This window comes from Bradyrhizobium sp. 1200_D9_N1_1 (assembly GCF_052075915.1).
GTDB classification, from domain to species: domain Bacteria; phylum Pseudomonadota; class Alphaproteobacteria; order Rhizobiales; family Xanthobacteraceae; genus Bradyrhizobium; species Bradyrhizobium diazoefficiens.
This window is the reverse complement of the sequence record NZ_CP197226.1, coordinates 2,425,100-2,450,093: the sequence shown is the minus strand read 5'-3', so window position 1 is coordinate 2,450,093 and position 24,994 is coordinate 2,425,100. Positions and strand designations below refer to the sequence as shown.

Annotated in this window: 24 protein-coding genes, 1 pseudogene and 1 riboswitch; of the genes and pseudogenes, 6 read left to right on the top strand and 19 right to left on the bottom strand. The window is 65.5% G+C overall.

Features of this window, described 5'->3' with window-relative positions; genetic code table 11:
- Nucleotides 1–243 precede the first annotated feature (243 nt).
- Nucleotides 244–369 carry a hypothetical protein gene (locus tag AB5K84_RS11885; protein ID WP_257784529.1) on the bottom strand — a complete coding sequence of 42 codons (126 nt, stop codon included), beginning with the start codon at nucleotides 367–369 and terminating at the stop codon, nucleotides 244–246.
- Here AB5K84_RS11885 and AB5K84_RS11880 point away from each other — a divergent pair.
- The 3 genes from AB5K84_RS11880 to AB5K84_RS11870 are packed head-to-tail and all read left to right on the top strand — an operon-like array spanning nucleotide 317 to nucleotide 4,086.
- Entirely contained in the window at nucleotides 317–1,531 is a 1,215-nt protein-coding gene (locus AB5K84_RS11880; RefSeq protein ID WP_011089543.1) for an ABC transporter substrate-binding protein, read from the top strand. The genes AB5K84_RS11885 and AB5K84_RS11880 overlap by 53 nt on opposite strands.
- A gap of 7 nt (nucleotides 1,532–1,538) precedes the next feature.
- The gene (locus AB5K84_RS11875) at nucleotides 1,539–3,272 is read left to right on the top strand and encodes an FAD-dependent oxidoreductase (RefSeq protein ID WP_011089544.1); all 1,734 of its coding nucleotides are present in this window, start codon (nucleotides 1,539–1,541) and stop codon (nucleotides 3,270–3,272) included.
- Between the two features lie 19 nt (nucleotides 3,273–3,291).
- Entirely contained in the window at nucleotides 3,292–4,086 is a 795-nt protein-coding gene (locus AB5K84_RS11870; protein ID WP_011089545.1) for an IclR family transcriptional regulator, read from the top strand.
- A gap of 156 nt (nucleotides 4,087–4,242) precedes the next feature.
- On the opposite strand, the gene AB5K84_RS11865 is transcribed toward AB5K84_RS11870, so the two are convergent.
- From AB5K84_RS11865 to AB5K84_RS11830, 8 genes and pseudogenes are all read right to left on the bottom strand, one after another.
- Complete coding sequence (locus tag AB5K84_RS11865; RefSeq protein ID WP_011089546.1) at nucleotides 4,243–5,022, bottom strand: SDR family NAD(P)-dependent oxidoreductase; 780 nt, start codon at nucleotides 5,020–5,022, stop codon at nucleotides 4,243–4,245.
- A 58-nt stretch (nucleotides 5,023–5,080) separates the two neighbouring features.
- A pseudogene (locus AB5K84_RS11860) lies at nucleotides 5,081–5,669 on the bottom strand (thiamine pyrophosphate-dependent enzyme).
- On the bottom strand, nucleotides 5,669–6,211 hold the full coding sequence (locus tag AB5K84_RS11855; RefSeq protein ID WP_038965676.1) for a thiamine pyrophosphate-binding protein: 543 nt from the start codon (nucleotides 6,209–6,211) through the stop codon (nucleotides 5,669–5,671). The pseudogene AB5K84_RS11860 and the gene AB5K84_RS11855 overlap by 1 nt, the downstream one beginning before the upstream one ends.
- Nucleotides 6,212–6,536: 325 nt before the next feature.
- Nucleotides 6,537–7,226, bottom strand: coding sequence for a GntR family transcriptional regulator (locus tag AB5K84_RS11850; protein ID WP_231166568.1), 690 nt, complete (start codon nucleotides 7,224–7,226; stop codon nucleotides 6,537–6,539).
- 120 nt (nucleotides 7,227–7,346) lie between these two features.
- Nucleotides 7,347–8,090, bottom strand: coding sequence for an aspartate/glutamate racemase family protein (locus tag AB5K84_RS11845; protein ID WP_011089550.1), 744 nt, complete (start codon nucleotides 8,088–8,090; stop codon nucleotides 7,347–7,349).
- Nucleotides 8,091–8,099: 9 nt separating this feature from the next.
- Nucleotides 8,100–9,365 (bottom strand): NAD(P)/FAD-dependent oxidoreductase, encoded by a 1,266-nt coding sequence (locus AB5K84_RS11840; RefSeq protein ID WP_011089551.1) that lies wholly within the window; start codon nucleotides 9,363–9,365, stop codon nucleotides 8,100–8,102.
- Between the two features lie 3 nt (nucleotides 9,366–9,368).
- Nucleotides 9,369–11,030: a thiamine pyrophosphate-binding protein gene (locus AB5K84_RS11835; RefSeq protein WP_011089552.1), complete on the bottom strand. Its 1,662-nt coding sequence runs from the start codon at nucleotides 11,028–11,030 to the stop codon at nucleotides 9,369–9,371.
- A gap of 147 nt (nucleotides 11,031–11,177) precedes the next feature.
- Nucleotides 11,178–12,095, bottom strand: coding sequence for an NAD(P)-dependent oxidoreductase (locus AB5K84_RS11830; protein ID WP_011089553.1), 918 nt, complete (start codon nucleotides 12,093–12,095; stop codon nucleotides 11,178–11,180).
- A gap of 113 nt (nucleotides 12,096–12,208) precedes the next feature.
- On the opposite strand from AB5K84_RS11830, the gene AB5K84_RS11825 reads away from it, so the two are divergent.
- Nucleotides 12,209–13,045: a transporter substrate-binding domain-containing protein gene (locus AB5K84_RS11825; protein WP_011089555.1), complete on the top strand. Its 837-nt coding sequence runs from the start codon at nucleotides 12,209–12,211 to the stop codon at nucleotides 13,043–13,045.
- 215 nt (nucleotides 13,046–13,260) lie between these two features.
- A complete protein-coding gene (locus AB5K84_RS11820; RefSeq protein ID WP_038965675.1) occupies nucleotides 13,261–13,989 on the top strand; it encodes an aspartate/glutamate racemase family protein in 729 nt (242 codons plus the stop codon).
- Nucleotides 13,990–14,034: 45 nt separating this feature from the next.
- On the opposite strand, the gene AB5K84_RS11815 is transcribed toward AB5K84_RS11820, so the two are convergent.
- The 4 genes from AB5K84_RS11815 to AB5K84_RS11800 all read right to left on the bottom strand — a co-directional run bounded on the left by AB5K84_RS11815 (nucleotide 14,035) and on the right by AB5K84_RS11800 (nucleotide 18,036).
- Nucleotides 14,035–14,193 (bottom strand): hypothetical protein, encoded by a 159-nt coding sequence (locus tag AB5K84_RS11815; RefSeq protein WP_165448172.1) that lies wholly within the window; start codon nucleotides 14,191–14,193, stop codon nucleotides 14,035–14,037.
- Between the two features lie 80 nt (nucleotides 14,194–14,273).
- Nucleotides 14,274–15,020: a metallophosphoesterase family protein gene (locus AB5K84_RS11810; protein ID WP_011089558.1), complete on the bottom strand. Its 747-nt coding sequence runs from the start codon at nucleotides 15,018–15,020 to the stop codon at nucleotides 14,274–14,276.
- Nucleotides 15,021–15,067: 47 nt separating this feature from the next.
- Nucleotides 15,068–15,146: riboswitch (SAM riboswitch) on the bottom strand.
- A gap of 23 nt (nucleotides 15,147–15,169) precedes the next feature.
- The gene (locus tag AB5K84_RS11805) at nucleotides 15,170–16,678 is read right to left on the bottom strand and encodes a carboxylesterase/lipase family protein (RefSeq protein ID WP_011089559.1); all 1,509 of its coding nucleotides are present in this window, start codon (nucleotides 16,676–16,678) and stop codon (nucleotides 15,170–15,172) included.
- Between the two features lie 17 nt (nucleotides 16,679–16,695).
- Nucleotides 16,696–18,036, bottom strand: coding sequence for an MFS transporter (locus AB5K84_RS11800; protein WP_011089560.1), 1,341 nt, complete (start codon nucleotides 18,034–18,036; stop codon nucleotides 16,696–16,698).
- Nucleotides 18,037–18,243: 207 nt separating this feature from the next.
- On the opposite strand from AB5K84_RS11800, the gene AB5K84_RS11795 reads away from it, so the two are divergent.
- A complete protein-coding gene (locus AB5K84_RS11795) occupies nucleotides 18,244–18,894 on the top strand; it encodes a TetR/AcrR family transcriptional regulator (RefSeq protein ID WP_028174499.1) in 651 nt (216 codons plus the stop codon).
- 159 nt (nucleotides 18,895–19,053) lie between these two features.
- On the opposite strand, the gene AB5K84_RS11790 is transcribed toward AB5K84_RS11795, so the two are convergent.
- From AB5K84_RS11790 to AB5K84_RS11765, 6 genes are all read right to left on the bottom strand, one after another.
- Nucleotides 19,054–19,839, bottom strand: coding sequence for an ABC transporter permease (locus AB5K84_RS11790; RefSeq protein WP_011089562.1), 786 nt, complete (start codon nucleotides 19,837–19,839; stop codon nucleotides 19,054–19,056).
- Nucleotides 19,836–20,648 carry an ABC transporter permease gene (locus AB5K84_RS11785; protein WP_038965674.1) on the bottom strand — a complete coding sequence of 271 codons (813 nt, stop codon included), beginning with the start codon at nucleotides 20,646–20,648 and terminating at the stop codon, nucleotides 19,836–19,838. Before AB5K84_RS11785 ends, AB5K84_RS11790 begins: the two co-directional genes overlap by 4 nt.
- An 80-nt stretch (nucleotides 20,649–20,728) precedes the next feature.
- Nucleotides 20,729–21,778, bottom strand: a complete 1,050-nt coding sequence (locus AB5K84_RS11780; RefSeq protein ID WP_178372667.1) for an ABC transporter substrate-binding protein — start codon at nucleotides 21,776–21,778, stop codon at nucleotides 20,729–20,731.
- Between the two features lie 28 nt (nucleotides 21,779–21,806).
- Complete coding sequence (locus AB5K84_RS11775; protein WP_038965673.1) at nucleotides 21,807–23,114, bottom strand: NAD(P)/FAD-dependent oxidoreductase; 1,308 nt, start codon at nucleotides 23,112–23,114, stop codon at nucleotides 21,807–21,809.
- Nucleotides 23,115–23,130: 16 nt separating this feature from the next.
- A complete protein-coding gene (locus AB5K84_RS11770; protein WP_011089566.1) occupies nucleotides 23,131–23,847 on the bottom strand; it encodes an HAD family hydrolase in 717 nt (238 codons plus the stop codon).
- Nucleotides 23,848–23,882: 35 nt separating this feature from the next.
- On the bottom strand, nucleotides 23,883–24,965 hold the full coding sequence (locus tag AB5K84_RS11765; protein WP_038965672.1) for an ABC transporter ATP-binding protein: 1,083 nt from the start codon (nucleotides 24,963–24,965) through the stop codon (nucleotides 23,883–23,885).
- Between the last annotated feature and the right edge of the window lie 29 nt (nucleotides 24,966–24,994).

Here is a 24,994-nt window from a genome sequence, read left to right as displayed (position 1 = left end):
ACCACAGCGGGAATGGTGGCGCACAACTGCATCAACGCCGTCATTGCGAGGAGCTCGCGACAAAATTGCGTGGCAATTTTGCGCTGATGCGACGAAGCAATCCAGACTGCCTCCACGGAATGAGTCTGGATTGCTTCGCTCCGCTCGCAATGACGGAGCTGAGGGGGCTGCGCACATATTTTGGAGGCGTCGTCCGGGCGGTCACGGAACCCGCCCAAGCCCGCCTATTCGCCATTGACAAATTCATTCGCTAATATCTAACTTGCCGCCATGATAATCGGCCGCGCCAAGCGGCCCACAAAGAGAGGGAACGACGATGAGAGGGTTTTTGGCCTGCGCCATGCTCGCGGCCATGACTTCGGCTGCCATGACGTCAACCGCGACCGCGCAGGTCTCCGACGATGCGGTGCGAATCGGCGTGCTGACGGACCTGTCAAGCTGGGGCCGCGACAACAGCGGGCCGGGCTCGGTCGAAGCCGCGAAAATGGCGGTCGAGGAATTCGGTCCCACCGTGCTCGGCAAGCCGATCGAGATCATCAGCGCCGACCATCAGATGAAGACCGACGTCGGCGTCCAGATCGTGCGCGGCTGGTTCGACAACGGCAAGGTCGACGCCGTCGTCGACATCCCCAATTCCGGCATCGCGATCGCCGTGCACAACATGGTGCGCGAGCGCAACAAGATCGCCCTGCTCTCCGGCCCCGGCGCGAGCTCGCTGACCGACGAGCTGTGCAGCCCGAACACCGTGCATTTCACCTACGACACCTACGCCCTGTCGAAGGTGACCGCCTCCGCCGTGATCAAGGAGGGCGGAAAATCCTGGTACTTCATCACCGCGGACTACGCCTTCGGCCAGCAGCTCGAGAAGGACGCCACGCGCTTCATCAACGAGATGGGCGGCAAGGTGCTTGGTGGCGTGAAGCACCCGACCAACACCGCGGACTTCTCCTCCTTCGCCCTCCAGGCACAGAGCTCGAAATCCGACGTCGTCGCCTTCGCCAACGCCGGCCAGGACACCGACAACGCCATCAAGCAGTCCGGCGAGTTCGGCCTGGTCCAGGGCGGCCAGAAGCTCGTCGGCCTCCTGATGTTCGACACCGACGTGCATGCGATCGGCCTCAAGGCCGCGCAGGGCACCTACATGACGACGGCCGCGTACTGGAACATGGACGAGGCAACCCGCGCCTGGTCGAAGAAGTTCTACGAGCGCACCAAGGTGATGCCGACCATGATCCACACCGGCGTCTACGGCTCGGTGTTGCATTACCTGAAAGGCATCAAGGCGGCCGGCACCGACGATCCCGCCAAGGTGATGGCCAAGATGCGCGAGCTGCCGATCGAGGATATCTTCGTCCATGGCGGCAAGTTGCGCGAGGACGGCCGCGTCATCCGCGACATGTATCTGGCCAAGGTGAAGTCGCCCGAGCAGTCCAAGGAGCCCTGGGATTACCTCGAGATCATCAAGACGGTGAAGGGCGAGGACGCCTTCCGTCCGGTCTCCGAGTCCAAATGTCCGCTGCTGAAGAAATGAGGCACGCATGACCGGCAACGAGCATAGCGCAATTGAGACTTACGAGTGCGATGTGCTCGTGGCCGGATCGGGCGCCTCCGGCATGTCGGCCGCGATCACCGCGCGCTATCGCGGCCTCGACGTGCTGATCGTCGAGAAGGAGCCGCGTTTCGGTGGCACCACGGCCCGCTCCGGAGGCTGGCTCTGGATCCCCGGCACCTCGCTGGCGAAGGCCTACGGCATCGAGGAGACGCCGGAGCAGGCCCGCACATACCTGCGGCACGAGGCCGGCAACAATTTCGATGGCGCGCGCATCGATGCGTTCCTGAGCGCCGGTCCCGAGGCGGTGGATTTCTTCACCACCAGGACAGCCCTGCGCTTCGACATGCCGCTGGTGTTCCCGGACTATCACGCCGAAGCACCGGGCGGCGCGCAAGGCGGCCGCTCCATGGTGACGCGCCCGTTCGACGGCCGCGAGCTCGGCGAGCAGATCAGGACGCTCGGCATGCCGCTGCCGGAGCTGACCGTATTCGGCATGATGCTGGGCTCCGGCAAGGAGATCATCCATTTCATGCGGGTGACGAAATCGCTGACCTCGGCGGTGTATGTCGCAAAGCGACTGTCGCGGCATCTGATGGACGTGCTGCACTACGGCCGCGGCATGACGCTGACCAACGGCAATGCGCTGGCGGGACGGCTGGCGAAATCCGCGCTCGATCTCAAGATTCCGATGTGGCTGTCTTCTCCGGTGCGCGAGCTGACGGTCGAGAACGGAGCTGTCACCGGCGCGATCGTGTCGCGCGAGGGACGCAAGGTGCGTGTTCGCGCAAGGCAGGGCGTCGTGCTCGCCTGCGGCGGCTTCCCGCACGATGTCGAGCGGCGCAAGAAGATGTTTCCGCATGCGCCGACCGGCAACGAGCATTTTTCGCCGGGTCCCATCGGCAACACCGGCGACGGCTTGCGCCTTGCGGAAAGCGCCGGCGGACATGTCGAGGACCGTCTGCCGAATGCCGCGGCCTGGGTGCCGGTGTCGCTCACCACGCGCAAGGACGGCTCGAAGGGCGTGATGCCGCATTTCATCGACCGCGCCAAGCCCGGCGTGATCGCGGTGATGCGCGACGGCAGGCGGTTTGCCAATGAAGGCAATTCCTACCACGACTTCGTCCAGGCCATGGTCAAGGCGGCCAAGCCCGGCGAGGAGATCGCGGCGTACCTCGTCTGCGATCACAAGACGTTGCGGAAATACGGCCTCGGCTGCGTGCCGCCCTTCCCGATGCCGCTGGGTCATCACCTCAGTACCGGCTATCTCATGCGCGGCGACACGCTCGAGGCGCTTGCGGCGAAAGCTGGCATCGACGCCACGGCCTTCGCCGAGACGGTCAGGCAGTTCAATACGACCGCGCCGCTGGGACATGACGCCGCCTTCGGCAAGGGCTCGAAGGCCTACAACCGCTACCAGGGCGATGCGCTGCACGGCCCCAATCCGTGCGTCGCGCCGATCGAGAACGGTCCGTTCTACGCCATCAAGATGGTGATCGGCGACCTCGGCACCTATGCCGGCATCATCACCGATGAGAACGCGCGGGCGCTGGACGCCGAAGGCCGGGTCATCCCCGGCCTCTATGCCGCCGGCAACGACATGGCGAGCATCATGGGGGGCAATTATCCCGGCGCCGGCATCACGCTTGGGCCGGCGCTGACCTTCGGCTACATTGCCGGCCGTCATCTTGCCGACAGCGCCGCCAAGCGCAACGCGGCGTAAGCGGAACGCCAGGAGGCGCATGAAGAGAGAAAGCCGCGGCATCCAGTCGATCGAGGTCGGCGGAGAACTGCTCCGCGCCCTCGCCCGCAGCGGCGAGCCGATGATGCTGCGCGATCTCGCACGCGAGGCCGGCATGACGCCGGCCAAGGCGCATCCCTATCTCGCCAGTTTCTCGCGCATCGGGCTGATCGAGCAGGACGAGACCACCGGCCGCTACGAGATCGGCGCGCTGGCGCTGGAGCTCGGCCTCATCAGCCTGCGCCGCCTGTCCGGCGTGCGGATCGCCGGACCAAAGATCGCGGCGCTTGCGAGCCAGATCGGCCATGCGGTCTCGCTGGCCGTCTGGGGCACGCATGGTCCGACCGTGGTGCAGCTCGAAGAGCCGGGTCAGCCCGTGCACATCGTGATGCGGGCCGGCTCGGTGATGGCGCTGCTGGAGACCGCAACCGGCCGCGCCTTTGCGGCCTTCCTGCCGGAGAAGACCGTCAATGCCGCGCTCGAAAGCGGCCTCGACCGTCACGGCGTCGGTTACAATCCGAAGCGGGCGGTGAAAGGCGCGAAGGTCGCCGACATGCTCACTGAGGTCCGCAAGCACGGCCTCGCCCGCGCGCTGGGCGATCCCCTGCCCGGCGTCAATGCGTTCTCGGCACCAGTGTTCGATCACGCCGGCCATGTCGCGCTGGTCATCACCGCGATGGGGCCGGAAGGCACGTTCGATGCCCGCTGGGACAGCCCGATCGCGCATGCCTTGCGCGACTGCGCCGGCGGGATTTCGAAGCGGCTCGGCCACGGGATGACGGTTGCGGCGGAGTGAGAGGCAAACTGCCCGCCTTACAACGGCTGTCATGCCCCGCGAAGGCGGGGCATCCAGTACGCCGCAGCCCATCGGCTCCATCACTGCTGTCACGGCGTACTGGATCGCCCGGACAAGCCGGGCGATGACAGCGAGTGTGGGACGACCTTCAGAGCCCTACTTCTCCTTCACCGGCACCGTGTAGTTCAGGATCAACCGGCCGCCATCGGGATAGATCGTCTGCCCCGTGATGTAGGACGCATCGTCGCTCGCCAGGAACGCAACAACAGAGGCCACTTCGCTCGGCTCGCCGCCGCGGCCGATCGGTGTACGCGACAGCACGGTCTTGCGCGCATCCTCGGACGTGTAGATCGCGGATGCCACCATGTCGGTCAGGATCGTGCCCGGCCCGACCGCGACGACACGAATGTTGTGCGGGGCGAGCGCGACGGCCGCGACCGAGGTCAGCTGCTTCATGCCGCCCTTCGACATCGCGTAGGTCGCAAGCGCAGGGATCGCCAGCAGCGCGTTCACCGAGGACATGTTGATGATGACCCCGCCGCCGCCCTGCGCGATCATCTGCCTTGCAGCCGCCTGCACGCCGAAGAAGGCGCCTTTCAGATTGATGCCGATGATTTCGTCGAATTCCTCCTCGGAGATCTCGAGGATGTCCCGGTTGCGGGCGACGCCGGCATTGTTGACCATGATGTCGAGCCGGCCGAACTCCTTCACGGCGGTCGCAACGAGCTGGTCGACGTCGGCGCGCTTGCCGACGTTGCCGACGACTGTGCGCAAGGCATCCGGCCGTCCCAATTCAACCGCCGTCGCGGCAAGTCCCTCGGCATCGACGTCCGAGATGACGACCTTGACGCCGTCGTCGAGGAATCTCTTCGCGCAGGCCTTGCCGATGCCGCGTGCCGCGCCGGTGATGGCGGCGACCTTGCCGGATAGTTTCATGGTCTCACTCCAGAGTAGCTGCTTAGGCAGCAGGCTATCGCCGGGTGAGATACCCGGCTCAGGCCGCCGCAAATCCAAGATGAGCACGGAACCGGTTCTTGATAAAGACGGCATCGCGCGAGGGCAGCGAGCGCGGCGGATTTTCCGCCAGAACCTTGATGACGAAGAGTCGCGGCCCCTCGCCCGGGGAGGCGATCTGCGCCGCGAGACGTTCCACCTCGGCAATCGTCCGCGGTTCCGGTCGCGGCAAAGCCGCAGGCCATGGCGATGGACGTGAGATCGACGCCGCGCCCGGTGTGGCTCGCCTGCATCCCAGTCTCGCCGAAATGCTGGTTGTCGATCACGACGATGTCGAGATTGCGCGGGCGCGCGACGCCAATGGTGGCGAGACCGCCGAGGCCCATCAATTGCTCGCCGTCGCCGGTCAAAGCGAGAACGCGCTTTCCGGGCTGCGCCTGCGCCAGTCCAAGCCCGATCAGCGCGGCGCCGCCCATCGCCCCCCAGAGATAAAAATTGCCATCGTGGTCGCCGACGGAATGAAGATCATAGGTCGGGGAGCCAAGGCCGGCGACGACCAGCGTGTCCTTGCGATTCCTGAGAAGCGCAGCGACAGCGGCACGGCGATCGAGTTGAGCTTGCATTGACATCACCACTTCTTCTTGCCGATCAGGCGCTGCCCGATCAGCACTGCGATTTGCTGATCGCAATCGTAGGCAAGCGATGCCGCCGATTCGACCGTCTCGACCAGATCCTCCGGCGTCTCCGCGCGCATCACCTTCAGCCCGATCGCCTCCAGCGAGGGCTGCGTGGCCCGGCTCATCGGCACCTGCCAGGGATTGAACTCGGCCCATTCGCCGCGCATCGTCACCAGCATCAGCAGTGGAAAGCGGCCGATCGCCGACAGCGACAGCATGTTGATGCAATTGCCGACCCCGCTCGACTGCATCAGCAGCACGCTGCGCTGGCCGCCGAGCCAGGCGCCGGCGGCAATCGCGACGCCCTCCTCTTCCGTCGTCAGCACGTTGGTGGTGACATCGCGGTCGGCCGAGAACATGCGGATGAGCTGGCTGTGGCCGGCATCCGGGACGTATGACATCTGCCTGACGTTGGCGGCCTTCAGGACGCGATAGAGCTCGGACGGCCAATCGTCACTGGTCCGCGTTTCGAGATGAGGTTGAGGGCTGTGCACCGCTTGTCTCCGTGAGTCTCGGATGAACGCTAGCGATGTTCGCGCGCGAAAGCTCTGACCGTCTGGCACGACCTGGTATCGACGGATTGTATAGCTGACGCTCTTTCGGATGAATCTAATACGAGCGCGATGCGCATTGCTGCGCCCTCTCCCCCTGTGGGAGAGGGCATCACCGCAGGTTGACGCGAGCTCACTTGGGTGAGGGGTTTGTCTCCGCGCACTCATGCGCGTTTGTAATTCCCGGAGAGATACCCCTCATCCGGCGCTTCGCGCCACCTTCTCCCACAAGGGGAGAAGGGAGGGCACCATCATCGAGGCTTGCTGCTCAATTCGCCGCCGACCTCGCGGCCGGCATGTAAATCTGCGCGTAGCCTTCCTTGATCGCGGACGTGATGCGGTCGAGGCGGCGGTCGATGTGCTTCTCCAGCACGGAGACGCAGGCCTCCTCATTGCGCGCCTTCAACCCTTCGACGACGGCGCGGTGCTCGGCTTGCGTGTTGGAGCGGTTGACGCGGTCCATGTCGATCCAGCGCACGAAGCGGATGCGGGCGTTGACGTTGCGCAGCACGCGCAGCATCTCGGCGTTGTTCGACATCGCCATCAGCCGTTCGTGAAAGGTCTCATCCAGCTCGACCAACTCCACGGAGGAGCGCTCGCCGGGATCGGGACCGGTTGCCTCGAGAAATTTCAAGAGCGCGTCGATATCCTCGTCCTTGGCGCGCTTGATGGCGAGACGCACCGAAGCGACCTCGATCGACTTGCGCAGCTCGTAGAGATCGAAGATCTCGTGTGCGTCGAGCTCGCGGCAGAAGAAGCCCTTGCCCGGCGTGAAGCGCAGGAAACCTTCGGTGTTGAGACGGTTGAGCGCCTCGCGCAGCGGCGTGCGGCTGACGCCGAGGCGTTTTGCCAGCTCGCCTTCGTTGAGCCGTTCGCCCGGCTTGAACTCGTAGCTCACGGCCATCGCCTTGAGCTGCTCATAGACGCGATCGACGATGCTATCGGAAGCCAGTTCCACGTTGCTTTTCATAAGCTGCATTCATGCCCGAACACAGCCCAATATACCGGGGCTGTGAAGACGATTGCAATGCAAAGGACAGCGTAGCAGCGTTTGTTCAGAGCTTTACGACACCCGGAATCAGGCGAAGACGCGCGGGCGCAGTCCAGCATGAAACCAGGTGATCATGGAATAGATATCATAGACCGGCAGCCCGACCTCGGCCTGCAACGCCGCCGCATAAGGCGGCATGTTGGTGCATTCGAGCACGATTGCGCCGACGTCGGGGTTCTTTGCGACCAGCAGCTTGCCCGCCTCGACCACGTCGCGCTCGGCCAAGCCGACGTCCATGTCGTCCTTCTCGGCCTTGATCAGGACGCGGAAAAATTCCTTGCCGTTCTCGGTGCCGACCAGCGGCGTGTCGAGCGGCACGCCGGCACCTTCGAGATGCGCCGGCGTCAACGTCGAGCCCGACACCGTGACGAGGCCGACGCGCTTGCCGGGCGGCAAGGTCGCCTGCACCCACGGCACCTGCATCAGCGACGAGGTCGCAACCGGCACGCCGACGGCCGCCGCGATCTCCTTCTGGAACAGCGAGAGGAAGCCGCAATTGGTGGTGATGGCCTCCGCACCAAGCCGCACCAGGTCCTTGGCCGCGTCGATGAAATCAGGCAGCAGGCCGGCCGCACCCTTCAGCACCACCTTCTCCGGCGAGGCGCCGTTCACCACGCGATAGAGCACGGGGAACGGCCAGGTCGTGCCGTTGCCCATGTCGCCGGGAATGCGCGGAAAGCGCGCTTCCAGCATCAGGATACCGAGCGGCGCGCCATAGATGGCCTTGCCGCCACGGGCGATGCGGGAGGATGAGTTGGCAGGAGTGGTCATGGCGCGACCTCAGAGGAAGCGAGTGGGCGAAAACGGCGCGAGCGGAATCTCGGGCTGCTTGCCGCTCAGAAGCTGGGCGACGAGACGCCCGGTGCGGGCCGAGCCGACCAGGCCGACATGGCCATGGCCGAAGGCATAGACGATGTCGCGCGAGGCGCGCGCGTGGCCGATGCAGGGTAGTCCGTCCGGCATGCTGGGACGATGACCGAACCAGGTCTTGATGCGCGAGGCCGGAATGTCCCTCGGAAGTTTCGGGAACATGCTGAAGAGATGGTCGCGCAAGATCTCGGCGCGCTTCCAGTTCGGCGCGGCCTCGAGACCGGCGATCTCGACGGTGCCGGCGGCGCGCAGGCCCTTGTTGGTCCAGTTCACGACCATCTTGGCGTCGGACGCCATGATCGAGCTGCGCGGACCCGTTTCCGGGTTCTCGATCATGACGTGATAGCCGCGCTCGGTCTCGAGCGGCAGGGGATCGCCAACCGATGCGGTGAGCTGCTTGGACCGTGCCCCCGCGGCGACCACCGCGGCATCGCAAGCGATCTCGCCGGTCTCGGTGACGACAGCGACGAGCTTGTTGCCGGAAAGCTTCAGCCCTGTCGCCTTGGCGCGCACGAGCTTGGCGCCGCTGGCCAGCGCGTGATTGGCCAGTGCCGCAACGTAAGCGCCGGGATCGCGGCAGCGGCCGGCTTCTTCCACCACCACGCCAAAGCTGTAGCGCGGATGCAGGTCCGGCTCGCGCTGACGCATCTCGTCGGCATTGAGCTCCAGCCACGCGACCCCGACCTTCTTGCGCAGGCGCCAGCCGAGATCGTTGTCGAAATTGCCGCGCGAGGGAAAGGCATGCATCACGCCGTTGCGTTCGATCAGCTCCGGGACGCCGGCCTCTTCCGCGAGCTTTCGATGCAGCAGCGGCGCGTCCTTCAGCAGGTCGCGGAGCGCAAACGCGGTCTTTTCCACGCGCGCCTCGGTCCAGCCCGAGAGCAGGTACTTGATCAGCCAGGGCAGCGCCTTCGGCAAATACGACCAGCGGATCGCGAGCGGGCCGAGGGGGTCCATCAGATAGCCCGGCACCTTCTTCCAGATGCCAGGTTCGGCCGGCGGAATCACCGAATGCGAGGAGAGCCAGCCGGCGTTGCCGTAGCTCGCCGCCTGTTCGCCACCGGGCTCGCCGGGATCGATCAGCGTGACGCGATGGCCCTCGCGCAGCGCCTCGATGGCGCTGATCACACCGACCGCGCCGGCTCCGATGATGGCGACGTGGCGGCCTTCGGGCATCGCTTACGCCTTCACCGACGGCACAAAATCCTTGCCGACCGAGATCGCGCGCGGATCGATGATGCAGTGGAGGATCGACGGCTTGCCCGAAGCCAGCGCGCGCTCGAACGCCGGCGCGAACTCCTCGGTGCGCTCGACGCGCTCGCCGTGGCCGCCGAACGCCTTGGCGTACATCGCAAAGTCCGGGTTCTTGAGCTGGGTGCCGACGACGCGGCCGGGATAGTCGCGCTCCTGGTGCATGCGGATGGTGCCGTATTGCGAATTGTCGACGACGATGACGACCAGCGGCGCGTCGTACTGCACGGCGGTCGCAAACTCCTGCCCGTTCATCAGGAAGCAGCCGTCGCCGGCAAAGGCGACGACAGTGCGATCCGGATATTGCCGTTTCGCCAGCACCGCCGCTGGCACGCCGTACCCCATCGAGCCCGAGGTCGGGGCGAGCTGGGACGCAAAACTGTGGAAGCGGTGATGGCGATGGATCCAGCCGGCATAGTTGCCGGCGCCGTTGCAGACGATCGCGTCCTTCGGCAGCCGGTCGCGCAGCCAGGTCATGACCTGGCCGTACTGGAACGTGCCCGGCAGCTCGCGCGCCTTCTCGGTCCAGGCGAGGTAATCGGCATGCGCCTTGGCCGCCTCGCCCTTCCAGGCAACCGCCCCGGAGGGCTTCAGCGTCTCGACGGCCGCGGCGAACGCGGCGGGCGTCGCCTGGATCGCGAGCGCCGGCTGATAGACGCGGCCAAGCTCCTCGGAGCCCGGATGAACGTGGATCAGCTTCTGCTGCGGGGTCGGAATGTCGAGCAGCGTGTAGGACGAGGACGGCATCTCCGACATGCGGCCGCCGATGAGCAGAACGACATCGGCGCCGTCGATGCGCGCCTTCAGGCCCGCGCTCGGCCCGATGCCGAGATCGCCGGCATAATGCGAATGGTCGGCGTCGATCAGCGAGGCCCGGCGGAACGAGGTCGCCACCGGCAGGTCGAACCGCTCGGCAAAACGCGCGATGCTCTTGGTCGCCTCATCCGTCCAGCGCGAGCCGCCGAGAATGACGAGCGGCGCCTTGGCGCTCGCGAGCATGGCGCCGACACGCTCAATGTCCGCGGGCGCGGGCCAGCTCACCGCCGGCTCGATGCGCATGGCATCGGCGACGGCGGCGGTCTCGGTCAGCATGTTCTCCGGCAGCGAGATCACCACGGGGCCCGGACGGCCCTGCATCGCGACGCGGAAGGCGCGCGCGACCAGTTCCGGAATGCGGTCGGGGCGATCGATCTCGACCGCCCATTTCGCCATGGTGCCGAACACGGCCTTGTAGTCGAGCTCCTGGAACGCCTCGCGTTCGCGCATGCCGGTATCGACTTGGCCGACGAACAGGATCATCGGTGTCGAATCCTGCATCGCGATGTGGACGCCGTGGCTGGCATTGGTCGCGCCGGGGCCGCGGGTGACGAAGCAGACTCCCGGACGCCCCGTGAGCTTGCCATAGGCCTCCGCCATCATCGCGGCGCCGCCCTCCGCGCGGCAGATCATCACGTCGATCGGGCTGTCGTGCAGCGCGTCCAGCGCCGCAAGATAGCTCTCGCCCGGCACGCAGGTGACGCGCTCGACGCCTTGGGCGACGAGCTGATCGATCAGGATCTGGCCCCCGGTGCGGGTGTTACGAATGGTCATGACAGCTCCCTGCAGGCTTTGGCGACGCGCTCGGGCGCCTCGCGAAAATGTCGTTCGCGGGTGGCGTAGGACAGGCCAACAGGAGGCGCAAGATCGAAAGGCTTCCCGCTCCCTGCGCAGGCGTCATGCCCGCCCCTGCTGTTTGCACTACCGCCCATTCGCGATGATGCGGCGGCAATGATCGAGCGCCGCGCCGATCAGGTTGTCGCTCGCCTCCGGCGTGCGGAACGCCGAATGCGCCGATAGCGTCACGTTCGGCAGTTTGGTCAGCGGATGGCCTGGAGGCAGCGGCTCGACGGTGAAGACGTCGAGGCCGGCATGGGCGATGTGGCCCGAGCGCAGCGCATCGCACATCGCGTCCTCGTCGACCACGGCGCCGCGCGCGGTGTTGATCAGGATGCTGCCTGGGCGCATCATCCCGATGCGCTCGCGCGACAGGAAACCCTTGGTCTCGTCGTTGAGGAGCAGATGCAGCGATACGACGTGGCTGTCCGCAAGGAGCTTCTCCAGCGGGACGAATTCGACGCCCGGATGCGTCTTCGGCGATCTGTTCCAGGCGATCACCTTCATGCCGCAGCCAAGCGCCATGCGCGCGGCTTCCGCCGCGATGCCGCCGAAGCCGATCAGGCCGAGCGTCTTGCCGGTGAGCTGCAGCGCATCGCGACGCAGCCAATTGCCCTCGCGCATGCCGCGATCCATCTCTCCGAAGCTCTTTGCAGAGGCCCACATCAGGGCGATCGCGCATTCGGCGACGGCGGTGTCGCCATAGCCCTTGATGGTGTGAACCGAGATGCCGCGCTGGCCCAGCTCCTCCGGATTCATGTAGCTGCGCGCGCCGGTGCCGAGGAAGACGACGTGCTTCAGGGCAGGACATTTCGCGGCAATCGCCGTCGGCACCGCGGTATGGTCGACGATCATGATCTCAACACCGTCAAGAAGGCGTGGCAGGTCGTCGGGAGTGATCGCGGGGTTGCGGTTGATGCCGACCGGAAGGCTGTCCCCGCGCAGCAGTTTCTCGGTCACCGCGGCAAGGGTGTCATTGGCATCGACGAAGAGAGCGCGCACGGGCCTGTCTTTCCTGTCCAGTTTAAAATACCGTATTGCATTTTAATCTGAATACAGAAATAGTCCAGACGCCGGGTTCGAATGTCCAGAAGCGACTGCCCAGGAGAACTGCCATGAATCGCAGGGATGCACTCACCACTGTCGCCCTCGCCGGAGCCGCGATCGCCGCAACCGGTTCGGCCAAGGCCGACACCGCGCCGGGCTCGACGCTCGAACGGATCAAGAAGAGCGGCGTGCTGCGGATCGCCGTCATCGCCGGCCAGGATCCTTACTTCCACAAGGACCTCACCACCAATCAATGGTCGGGCGCCTGCATCGACATGGCGAACGACATCGCCGGCAAGCTCGGTGCCAAGGTCGAGACGTTGGAATCGACCTGGGGCAACCAGATCCTGGATCTCCAGGCCGAGAAGATCGACCTTGCCTTCGCCGTGAACCCGACACCGGAGCGCTCGCTGGTCATCGACTTTTCCACGCCCATCCTGGTGCACTCCTTCACCGTCATCACCAAGAAGGGTTTTGCCAAGCCGCAAACCTGGGCCGAGCTGAACAAGCCCGAGGTCAAGATCGCCGTCGACATCGGCTCGACCCACGAGACGATCGCGCGCCGCTATTGCCCGAAGGCGACGATCCTCGGCTTCAAGGAGCGCAACGAGGCGATCCTCGCCGTCGCAACCGGACGCGCGGACTGCAACATTTCGCTGGCGGTGCTTTCGGTCGCGACCTTGAAGAAGAACCCGACGCTCGGTGAGCTCGCGGTGCCACGTCCGCTGCTTACGCTGCCGACCAATATGGGCATCCGCGCCGAAAGCGACCGGCGCTACAAGGACTTCCTCAGCGCCTGGGCCGACTACAACCGCTCGCTGGGCCAGACCCGCGAATGGATGTTGAAGGGTTTCGAAGCCGTAGGTCTCGGCGCGGACGACATTCCCGGCGAAGTGCAGTTCTGAGCGCCAATCCGCGATGTATGTCTGGGGATTCGCGGTGCTCAAGCCGTACCGGAGCCCGCGTCGGCTTCATGAATGATGGCGTCATGGCCGGGATCGGTACGCCAGAGGAGATGATCCGCCAGCCGCGCAGCGAACGGCGGAAGTCCCTCCTCAGCCGGTTTCACGAAACGCATTAGACTGCCGGCCACGACCATCCCGAATCGGTGGGACGAACCATGAAACTCCGCGGCGGCTTCACGAATTACGGCGAGACGATCGGCATTCTGATGCTCGATACCCGCTTCCCGCGCCCGCGCGGCGACATCGGCAACGCGCTCTCCTACGACTTCCCGGTGCGCTACAAGATCGTGCGCGGCGCGCACGCCACAAGGATCATGGGCGACCAGCCCGATCCGACCCTGCTCGAGCCGTTCATCGCCGCGGCCCGCGAATTGGAAGCCGACGGCGTCAAAGCGATAACGACGAGTTGCGGCTTCCTCGCGCCGTTCCAGAAGCAGCTCGCGGCTGCCGTGAACATCCCGGTCTTCACCTCGAGCCTGATCCAGGCGCCGCTGATCCACGCCATGCTGCCGCCCGGCAAGGTCATCGGCATCTTCACCGAACGCGGCCACCACATGAACGAAGGGCACTTCCGCGGCGTCGGCTGGTCGCCGGACGACATTCTCGTTCAAATCCAGGGCATGAAGCCCGATGCGCAGTTTCCCGCAACCTACATTCTCGGCCGCGAAGAGCTGGACACTGACGTGCTGCGCGCCGAGATGATCGAGATGACGGAAGCCTTCATGGCGTCCTGCAAAAATCCCGGCGCGATCCTGTTCGAGTGCACCAACATGTGCCCATTCTCGCGGGACGTCGCCGAGGTGTCGGGTCTGCCGGTGTTCGACATCAATACCCTGATCAACTTCTTCCATCGCGCGGCCCATCCCGTGCCGTTCCTGCGCTGAACCAGCCGGGACAGGCGGCGAGGCGCGCGATGAACGCGCAGGAGCCTAAAATAAGGCGGCGTTGACAGCCTGTCCGTAGATCATTGCAGCAACGAGTGAGAGCAGCAGGCCCGCTCCCGAGAATATGACGACGACTTTCAGAGTCTCGACATCGACATTGGTTCCCGTCGCGCGGGATATTGCTCTTGCCAGTGCAGCAATCATCGCCAGCTCCGAAGCGGGCCGCGCGGAAGCGAGGCCTCACTTCATCTAGCGTTACTCGGCGCATTCGCGTGTGAAGCAGATTACAGGTGATCCCGCTGCACCCAGCCCGTTGCAATCGCGCTCGCCCAGGTGAGCATTCCCCTGGCCCGCGCCAATGCTGCCATGGCCGTGGTGTCGTAGGCCACGTAGCGGAGCGTCGCGGACCAGCCTCTGTTGGCATGCTCCAGAATTGCGTAACACGCATGAGGGGTGCCGACCTCGACCACGTAGGGAACGGGCATCTTCCCGTCGTAACCGGGCAATCCAACGCTGCCGGGATTGACGACCAGCCGGCCATCCTTCAGACGCACCACGCGCGGAATGTGCGTGTGTGCGCACAGGATGATCTCGGCGTCGATCCCCTCGGCGCCGGCCTCAATAGAATCAATCCGGCTCGGACGCGGGCAGCCGTCGCCCGCGATGTGGTCGAGCCAGAACGCAGCATCATTCCCTGGCGATCCATGGCACAGGAACGCCCGCCCCCTATACATGAGCGTGGACGGCATGCTTGCCATCCACTCGAAATGCTTGCGTTCGAGCTCTCGGAAATCGCTGCGCGCCGATGTGCCGGCCTGCCACAGCTCCACGAGAATGCGGTCCTGATCGCCCTTGATGGACGGAAAGCCTCGCTCCATCAGCAGGTCAGCCGTTCGGGCCGCTTCGAGCGGACCGCTAACATGGTCGCCCAGGTTCACGACCTCGTTGATGCCGAGCGCAGCAATGTCCGCAAGGACGGCTTCGAGCGCCGGACGATTTCCGTGCACATCCGCGATGGCAGCAAATTTCACTTGGCCTCTCCATTCGAGATGGCCGACGATTCACCCAATGCGGGACGATGCAGGGATAGCGGGTCTCTTTAGCTGCATTTTTAGAAGCGCCCGCAAGCTGAGGATCAAATCGGCGCTGGACGAACGCTTACATGACCAAGGTGCTGCGATCAACCGATCTTCGCTCGCGCGGCCGGAGCCTGCGGCGCGCCGCGTTGGGCCGACAGCTCCGCCCACAGGCGGGAGCGCACGCCTTCATTGAGAGGCACAATGTGGAACGGCTGGCCGAAGATTGCGAGCGGCTCCTTGGCCGGCTCGAACCGCGGCCAGGCTTCCGCGATGTCGGGCGCGCCGGATGTGACGAAGCGCAGCACGCTTGCCTGAAACCGCGCGGCGACCTCGATATCCTCGGGCGTCATCGGCCCGCCCTTGCGCTTCAGGATCGGGCGGTCGATGAAATCCGGCGGGTGCGCCCAGAGGCAGGCATTGTCGGCACCGTGGGTCGGCCCCTGCGACAGGAACGGCTCCAGCGCCGGGCGATGGTCGAACCGGCTCAGCCACACCGCGCCGCCAGCCGCGGCATGAAGCCGCGCAAGATCTGCCATGGGGCGATGCCAGAACGCGTCGGACAGCAGCGCCTCGTACGGATCCTCGTCGACGCGCGCTGTGGCGCGGTAATACGCCAGCAGACGTTGCCAGCCGGCATCGCCGACTGCGGCGCGCACTTGTCGTTCGGTGGTGCGGATCATCGCGGCCGGCGGCGTGCTCTTCAGGAACATCACCATCTCGTCGCGGCAGGAGCCGAGCCAGAGCGGAATGTCGCGCAAGGTTCCTTCGGCGAAGACGTCCCGCGGCTCGCGCGGAATCACGATTCCATCGAGCACCGGGCCGAACACGGTGCCTTGTTCGGTCTCGTCCGCAAGCCTGCGACTGACGCGCTCCACCGCCGCGAAGAGCTTTGGCAGTGGCAAAGAGGCAATCGCGGTTGGGTCGTGCGCTAATTCGAGCTCGGCAAGCACGCGGCGTGCAACGTCGTCGGCATGATCGGCGCTCATGATGTTCCGCCCGGGCGCGCTGAGCGCGAGGGCGCGAATGAACTTGCCTCTGGCCTGCGGCAGGGTTGCGAGCGCGATCACCATCGAGGCGCCGGCCGACTGGCCGGACAGCGTGATCGCGTCAGGATCGCCGCCGAAATCCGCGATATTGGCGCGCACCCAGTCGAGGGCGGCGAGCGAATCCGAGATCGCGAGGTTGTTGGCCTCGCCGAGCCCAAGGCGATGCAATTGCAGGAATCCGAGCGGGCCGAGCCGGTAGTTGATGGTGACGATCACCGCCGGACCGTGCGCGGCGAGGAATGCGCCGTCATAGTCGGCGCCGCCGCCGGTGACGAAGGCGCCGCCATGGATGAAGACCAGCACCGGCAGCGGCCGATCGGCCTCTGCACGCGTCCAGATGTTCAGGCTGAGACAGGCAGCCTCGTCCGCATGATCGAGATGGCCCGGCTGCGGCGCGTAAGCACCGTAGCCCGTGCAGCGGAGCGGCTCCGTCCACGCTTTCGGCGGCATTGCCTTGGCAAAGCGCGGCGCGGTTGCGAACGGCACGCCCTTGAAGGCACGCATACCGGCCTGCGTGGTGCCGACGACGGGGCCACTCGTGGTCTGAACTGCGCTGGTCAGCATGCGTGCCTCGTCTTCACTCAAGCGCGCCGCTTGCCGAGATCGGCGATGTCGACGGTGTGGGTTTCGCGCGCCGTCGCCGCAGCGGCTGCCGAGATCACGCAGCAGCAGGCGACGAAGATCGCGACGGGGACCCAGCCGTTCTGCCCCTCCCCGACCAGGCTCGCGCTCACCAGCGGCGTGAAGCCGGCGACGAGAAAGCCGAGCTGCGTGCCGATCGCGGTGCCGGAATAGCGCACGCGCGCCTCGAACATCTCGGCGTAGAACGACGGCCAGATCGCGTTCGGCGCGGCGTAGACGATGCCGGACAGGATCATCGCGGCGGCGAAGATCGCGATCGTGTTGCCTGACGTCACCAGCATGAAGTACGGGAACAGCAGCACCGCGCAGCCGAGCACGCCGCCGATGAACACCGGCTTGCGGCCGATCTTGTCGGCGAGCAGGGCCCAGAGCGGCTGGGTGAGCAGCGCCGTGACGTTGCCGAGCACGCCGGCCCACAGCATGGTCGGGCGCGCGACGCCGAACTTGCTGGTGGCATAGCCGAGTTGGAACACGGCGGTCATCGTGCTCACGGTCGCGATCAGCGCGCAGACGATGACGCGCAGCACGTCGGGCCAGTAGTCGCGCAGCAGGGCGACGACGGGGAAGCGCGCAACTTGCGCCTTGCCCTTGATGTCTTCGAACACGGGCGTTTCCGGCATGGTCCGCCGCACCAGGTAGGCGACCAGCAGCACCAGAGCGGAAAGCAGGAACGGAACGCGCCAGCCCCAGCTCAGAAGCTGGTCCTCCGGCAGGCTCGATACCGGAATGAATACCAGCGTCGCCAGGATCGCACCGGCCTGGGTGCCGCTCAGGGTCCAGCTCGTGAAGAAGGCGCGGTTGGAGTTGGCCGAATGCTCCAGCGTCAGCGAGTTCGCCCCGCTCTGCTCGCCGGCGGCCGAGAGGCCCTGTAACAGGCGAAGCAGCGTCAGGATGACGGGCGCGGCATTGCCGATCGCCTTGGCATCCGGCAACAGGCCGATCGCAAGCGTCGAGCCACCCATCAGTACCAGTGTGAACAGCAGCACCGTCTTGCGACCAATGCGGTCGCCGAAATGGCCGAGGATGACGGCGCCGACGGGGCGCGCGATGTAGCCGATGCCGAAGCTGAGGAGCGCGAGCAGCGTCCCGGTCGAGGGATCGACATTGGCGAAGAACACTTTTGGAAAGATCAGCGCGGCCGCGGTGCCGTAGATGAAGAAGTCGTAGTATTCGAGCATGCTGCCGACGAAGCTGACCAGCGCGGCGCGCTTCGGCAGCTTGCCCGGTGTTGCCTCCGCTGCGGATGACGCGTGCAGCGATGCGGTTGACGTCAACGTCATTGCAAGTCCTCCCCATGTGTCCGGTGCGGCTCGCGTCAGGCGGTCCGCCGCGCGCGCGTTTTGTGGTTCTGGTTGCCGCAACCTTGGTTTGGAGGAATAATGTACGAACTAGTACGTTTATGCAATACGCGTTGGATCCAGGCCCGGACGGGTGAAATTTGCCTTCACCTTCAAGGTGATCCGTGGAAACTGGCGAGAGAAACAGTGATGCTCGAGCGCATGCCGCCCCCATCGAAGCGCACCAACGACCCCGAGCGCACCAAGCGCGACATCCTCGAAGTGGCGATGGCCGAATTCGCCTCGGAGGGCTATTCCGGCGCCCGCGTCGATGCGATCGCGGCCCGCACGCGCACGTCGAAGCGGATGATCTACTATTATTTCGGCGGCAAGGAGCAGCTCTACCTCGCGGTGCTGGAGGAGGCCTATCGCAGCATCCGCGCGCTGGAGGATCAGCTCGACATCGAAAGCTGCGACGCGCGCGAGGGATTGCGCCGGCTGATCGAGGCGACCTTCGACCACGACGAGCGCAATCCGAACTTCATCCGCCTCGTCTCAATCGAGAACATCCACCACGGCAAGCACCTGAAGCAGAACCTGCAACTGCGCCAGCTCAACGCCAGCGTGATCGCGACGCTCGACGGCATCCTCGAGCGCGGCCGCACCGAGGGCGTCTTCCGCGACGACGTCGACGCCATCGACCTGCACCTGGCCATCAGTTCCTACTGCTTCTTCCGCGTCGCCAACCGCCACACCTTCGGCGCCCTGTTCGACCGCGACCTGAGCGAACCCAGGATGCTGGCGAGGAGTCGGACGCAGATCGTGGAGATGATTTTGGCGTGGCTGGGGGCGAAGGGGTAAAGCGGCGAGAATAGCGCCAAATATTCCGTGTCGTCCTGGCGAAGGCCAGGACCCATAACCACCGAACGCAGTTTGGCGAAAACTCGGGGTTACCAGCTCGTGCGGCAACATCTCCCTGGGATAATGGGTCCTGGCTTTCGCCAGGACGACGAACAAGAATCACCCGCTCCGCTTCCCCCGCGTGCTCGCCAGCAGCACCAGCATGAAGGAGGCCGCCGTCATCAACGTCGAGATCGCGGCAATGGTCGGGTCGATCTCGTCGCGGAGCGCGGTGAACATGCGCTTGGTCAGCGGCTGGTACTGCCCGCCGGAAATGAACAGCGCAACGATGGTCTCGTCCATCGCCGAGATGAAGGCGAAGATGCCGCCGGCCACCACGCTGGACTTGATCTGCGGCAGCGTCACCGCGAAGAAGCTGCGCAGGCGGTTCATGCCGAGGCTGCGCGCCACCATCTCCTGCGCCGGATCGAAGCTCTGCAAGCCCGCGAGCACCGAAATGATGACGTATGGCAGGCCCAGCATCACATTGGCGAGCACGAGGCCCGGCAGGGTCGCGACCAGGCCGACCTTGGCATAGACGAAGAAGATGCCGACCGCGGTGATGATGATCGGCACCACCAGCGGCAGCAGCAGCATCATGTGGATGAGACGCATGACGCGCAGCTTGGACTGGCTGATGGCGTAGGCGGCGGCAACCCCGAGCGGCGTCGCGATCAGAACGGTCAGCAGCGCGACCGTCAGCGTCACCCGCGTCGCCTGCATCCAGGCGGGATTGGCGAAATATTGCTGGTACCAGCGCAGCGAGAACGACGGCGGCGGGAAGGTCAGAAAGCGCGCGCTGGAGAAGGAGATCGGCGCGATGATGAGCACGGGCAGGATCAGGTAGACCAGCACCAGCGCGCTGATCACGTAGAGGGCCATCCGTGCGGGGGACAATCGCGTCATTTCTGCCCCAATATGCGATCGAGCGAAATGAAGCGGCTGACGATGAGGAAGATCAGGAGCACGCTGACGAGCAGCACCACCGCGACGGCGCTCGCCGCGCCGAACTGGTTGTAGAGCTCGACATTGCGACTCACCAGCATCGACACCATCACGGTGCGGCCGCCGCCGAGCAACTCCGGCGTAATGTAGAAGCCGAGGCAGAGCACGAACACCATGGTGCAGCCGGCGAGCACGCCCGGCAGCGACAGCGGCAGGAAGACGCGGACGAAAGTGAGCGACGGGCTCGCCCCCAGGCTGGCGCCGGCCTGCATCAGGTCGCCGGGGATCTTCTGCATGGTGGCATAGAGCGGCAGCACCATGAACGGGAGAAGGATGTGCACGGTGGCCACCACCGTGCCGAAGGTGTTGTGCACCAGCGCGAGCGGCTCGGAGATCACATCGAGATAGCGCAGGAACTGGTTGATCACGCCGGTGCGCTGGAGCAGCGCGAGCCACGCATAGGCGCGGACCAGCACGCTGGTCCAGAACGGCAGCACGACCAGCGAGAGGATGAGGATGCTCCACCCTTTCGGGACAGAGTTGGCAAGATAGGCCACGGGATAGCCGAGCAGCAGCGCGATTCCCGTGACCGCGAGGCTGATCTCGAAGGTCAGCGCGAAGCTGCGCCAGTAGATGTCCTCGGTGAAGACGCGGCGATAGTTCTCCAGCGTGAAGCCGTCATGGTAGATCGACTGCCAGACGAGCCAGCCGACCGGCAGCACGATCAGAGCCAGGATCACCAGCAGCGCCGGCGACACCAATGCCAGCATCAGGCCGTGCTCGCGGCGCTGATGCTTTTGGGAGGGATCTGGCACTGATATCGTCAACGCTGCCTCGCTTCGCTCTTCGTCTACTTCTGCATGAACGAGGCCCAGCGCTTCTCGGCCGCCTCGCCGGCCGGCGAGGACCACCAGGCGTAGGACATCAGCGCCTGCTTGGCCGCGTTGGCCGGCTCGCTCGGCAACTGCGCCGCGCGCTCGGGCTTGATCACATTGGTCTCGAACGCCTTGGGATTGCCCGGACCGTAGTCGATATGCAGCGGCAGATTGGCCTGGTGCACGGGATCGACGGCCTCGTTGAGGAATTTCACCGCGGTCTCGAGATTCGGCGCGCCCTTGAGGATGCAGAGCGAGGTGCTCTGAAGGATGCCCTGGTTGTAGGTGAAGGACACCTTGGCGCCCTCCTTGGCCACCGCGCTGACGCGGCCGTTCCAGGCCATCTCCATGTCGACCTCGCCGTCGTTGAGCAGCTGCGCCGACTGCGCGCCTGACGTCCACCACACCGTGATGTGCGGCTTGATCTCCTCCAGCTTCTTGAAGGCGCGATCGACGTCGAGCGGGTAGAGCTTGTCGGGCGCGACACCGTCGGCCATCAGCGCCGCTTCGAGCGTGGCGATCGGATGGTTGCGCAGCGCGCGGCGGCCGGGGAATTTCTTGACGTCCCAGAAATCGACCCAGCTGTTCGGCGCGTCCTTCGGGAAGGTCTTCTGGCTGTAGGCCAGCACGCTGGAATAGAACTCGTAGGACACCGAATAAGGGCTGCGATAGGCCTCCGGCATCGCCGCGGCGTTCGGGATCTTCGAGAAGTCGAGCTTCTCGATCAGCCCCTGCTCGCCGCCGCGCAGGCAATAGCCGGTGGGCGTGTCCACGACATCCCAGATCGGCTTGCCGCTGCCGACCTGGGTCTTGATCGCGGGCCAGGCGTCGGGGATGGAATCCTGGTTGATGGTGATGCCGAGCTTCTTGGCGGAGGGATCGAGGATCGCCACCGTCTGCGCCGCCTGATAGGCACCGCCCTGCGAGACGAAGGTGATCTGCTCGGCCGCGTTCGCCGCCGTGCCGCCAAACGCGATCGCGCCCAACAGGGCGTAGCCCAATGCAGAGTTCTGTTTCGTCGTCATCCTCGCCTCCTCCATCGCCAAAGTGATCTCACTGACCGATCGCATCGAGAAACTGGTACCAGCCGGCGACCATGCGCACGGCGGGCTCGCGCAGCGGATAGAATGGAATCGCCTTCATGCGCCGCGCGTCGAGCAGGCCGACATCCGGCGTCTCGCCGCGCACGAAGGCGGCGAGATAGCGCCCCATCAGGCTCGACATCGCAACGCCCGCGCCGTTGTAGCCCATCGAGAACAGCGTGCGGTCGTCGAGCCGGCCGATATGCGGCACCGAGTCCAGCGTCATGGCGACGAGGCCCGACCATTTGTAGGCGAGCGGCACCTCAGTGAGATCGGGGAAGATGCCGACCATCGCCTTGCGCAAGGCGTCGAACGCGGCTTCGGAGTCCTGCTTGCCGAAAGCGCCGCGGCCACCAAAGATCACGCGATTGTCGACCATGCGGAACCAGCGCATCATGCGCTTGGTCTCGGTGTAGGTGCGCCCCGTCGGCATCAATTTTCCGGCGAGATTGCGCGGCAGCTTGTCGGTCGCAATGATGGCGCTGCGGAACGGGATCAGCGTGCGCTGCATCTGCGCGGTGGCGGTGGTGAGGTCCGAGTAGCTGTTGGTGGCGATGATGGCCTGCTTCGCCCGCACCGCGCCCCGCGGCGTCTCCGCGACGATGCCGCCCTGCTCTCGCATCAGCCTGAGCACCGGCGATTCCTGGAAGATGGGAACACCGCGGCGCGCCACGCCATCGGCAAGACCGCGCAGATAGTTCAGTGGATGAATGCCGCCGGAGCCGGGGTTGAGCACGCCGCCGACGAAGATGTCGGAACCGGTCTCCTCGCGCACCCCGCGCTTGTCGAGGATGCGGACCTCCACATCGCCCATCTCGCGCGTCATCCAGTTGGCTTCGTCGATCGCGGCCCGCAAGGTCGTCTCGTTGTGCGCGGCCTTGACCTGGCCGGCGCGCGTCAACGCGGCGCTGCTGATGCCGAACTCGGACACCAGCTCCTCGACGATGTCGGTGGATTCATGCGCGATCTCGTACATGCGCCGCGCCATGGCGCGGCCGTGCACGGCGTCGATCTCGCGAAACGAGAGGCGGAACTTTGCGGTGATCACCCCGCCATTGCGCCCGCTCGCGCCCCAGCCGGGGCGGTTGGCCTCGAGCACGATCGGCGATAGGCCGCTCTTGGCGATGTGGTGCGCGGCGGAGAGGCCGGTATAGCCCGCACCGATGACCACCACGTCCGCCTGGCTCTCGCCCGACAGCACCGGAAACGCGCGCGCCGGTTCCGCCGTGGCTTCCCACAGCGAATTGGCCGATGGCAGCGCGCTCCAGTCCCGTGTCATGCCCGTGCTCACCCGTCTACGCCGCCGGGCCGATCGCGGCGTCGGCGAGCGCCTTCAGCGTCGGGAAATGGAAGTCCGGCTTGGTCAGCGTCTCCACCGCCGGCGTTCCGCCAAAACCCGCGATGCCCTGGCGGCGCTCGATCCAGCACACCTTGTAGCCGAGCTTCCGCGCGATCCCGATGTCGTGGTACTGGCTCTGCGCGACGTGGAGGATGTCGGACTGCTTGTAGCCGAAGGCCGATTGGCGACCCTTGTTGTAGGCGAAGAATTCCGGGTTCGGCTTGGCGACGCCGGTGTCGTCGGCGCAAACGGTGTCGTCGAAGGGATTGCCGAGCGCGTGTGCGTAACAAGACAGCGCGACGCGATCCGCATTGGTCATCGCCACGAGGCGGAATTTCGTGCGCAGGCGCTTCAGGGCCTCGACCGAGTCCGCGAACGGCCCCCAGCGCAGCACCGAGAGCTGGAAGACGTCGCAGGATGCATCGTCGGAAGGCAATCCGAGCTCCTTGGCGAGATGGCGATAGACGTGGAACATCGCCTCGCTGGAGCGCTCGTAGTGTTTGTCGCGGCCGCGCTTGTACGGCTCGAAGATCTGCTCGTCGCTGAGCTCGGCCGGCGACTTGCCCGAGATCTTGCGCACCGCGGAGAGCACGCCGGTCTCGAAATCGATCAAGGTGCCGACGACGTCGAAGGTGAGGACCTTGAAATTGCTGAACGCGGCTTGGGACGACATTTTGGTCTCTTCTCTCGGGTTGGACTAGGCTGGATTCAGTCCCCCACCCTGGGCACGACGATGGTGTCCTCGGGGTGGAGGGTGACGGTGAGGCTGCCGCCGAGCGGCGGGATGCGGCTGTAGGCCTGGTGGTAGCTCGGCTGGCGCAGGCTGAGCGCGACGCCGCCTTCGAGCGCCAGGAAGATGCGCAGGCTCTCGCCCTGGTAGACGATGTCGGTGACGGTGCCGCTGAGCCGGTTGCAGGCGGCATCCTGCGCGCCGTCGTCGATCAGCAGCTTCTCGCTGTGCACGGCCAGCATCAGGGCGTCGCCGTCGGGAATGGCGCGGGCACTGCGCAACAGGGCGCTGCCGAGCGCCACGCTGGAGGCATCGACGCGGCGGACGGGCAACATCGTCGCCTCGCCGATGAAGCTTGCGACGAAGGAATCGGCGGGATGGTCGTGCAGACGTGCCGGCTCGTCGATCTGGATCAGCCGGCCGTCCTTCATCACGGCGACGCGGTCGCTCATGGTCAGCGCCTCGCGCTGATCATGGGTGACGTAGATGATGGTGGCGCCGATGCGCCGGTGCAGCGCGCGCAGCTCGATCTGCATGGATTCGCGCAGCTGCTTGTCGAGCGCGGATAGCGGCTCGTCCATCAGGATCAGACGCGGCTCGAAGATCATGGCGCGTGCCAGCGCCACGCGCTGGCGCTGGCCGCCGGAGAGCTGCGCGATGCCGCGTTCCTCGTAGCCGGCAAGGCCGACCATCGCGAGCGCCGCGCGCACCTTGTTCGGCCAGCTCGCTTTCGGCAGGTGGCGCGCGCGCAAGGGGAAGGCGACGTTCTCGCCGACGCTCATATGCGGGAACAGCGCGTAGTTCTGGAATACGACGCCGATGTCGCGCTTGTGCGGCGGCATGTAAGTGACGTCGCGGCCGCCAAACAGGATGGTGCCGCTGGATGGCAGGATGAAGCCGCCCAGGATGCCGAGCAGCGTGGTCTTGCCGGAACCGGACGGGCCGAGCAGGGAGACGAACTCACCGGCGCCGACATTGAGGGACACGTCGTCGAGGGCGCGAACCGCGCCGTAAGCCTTGCTTGCGGACCTGATCTCGACGCTTTCCGCTCGTTTGTCCAACGATCGACCTCGCCATGTCCTGAGCCGGC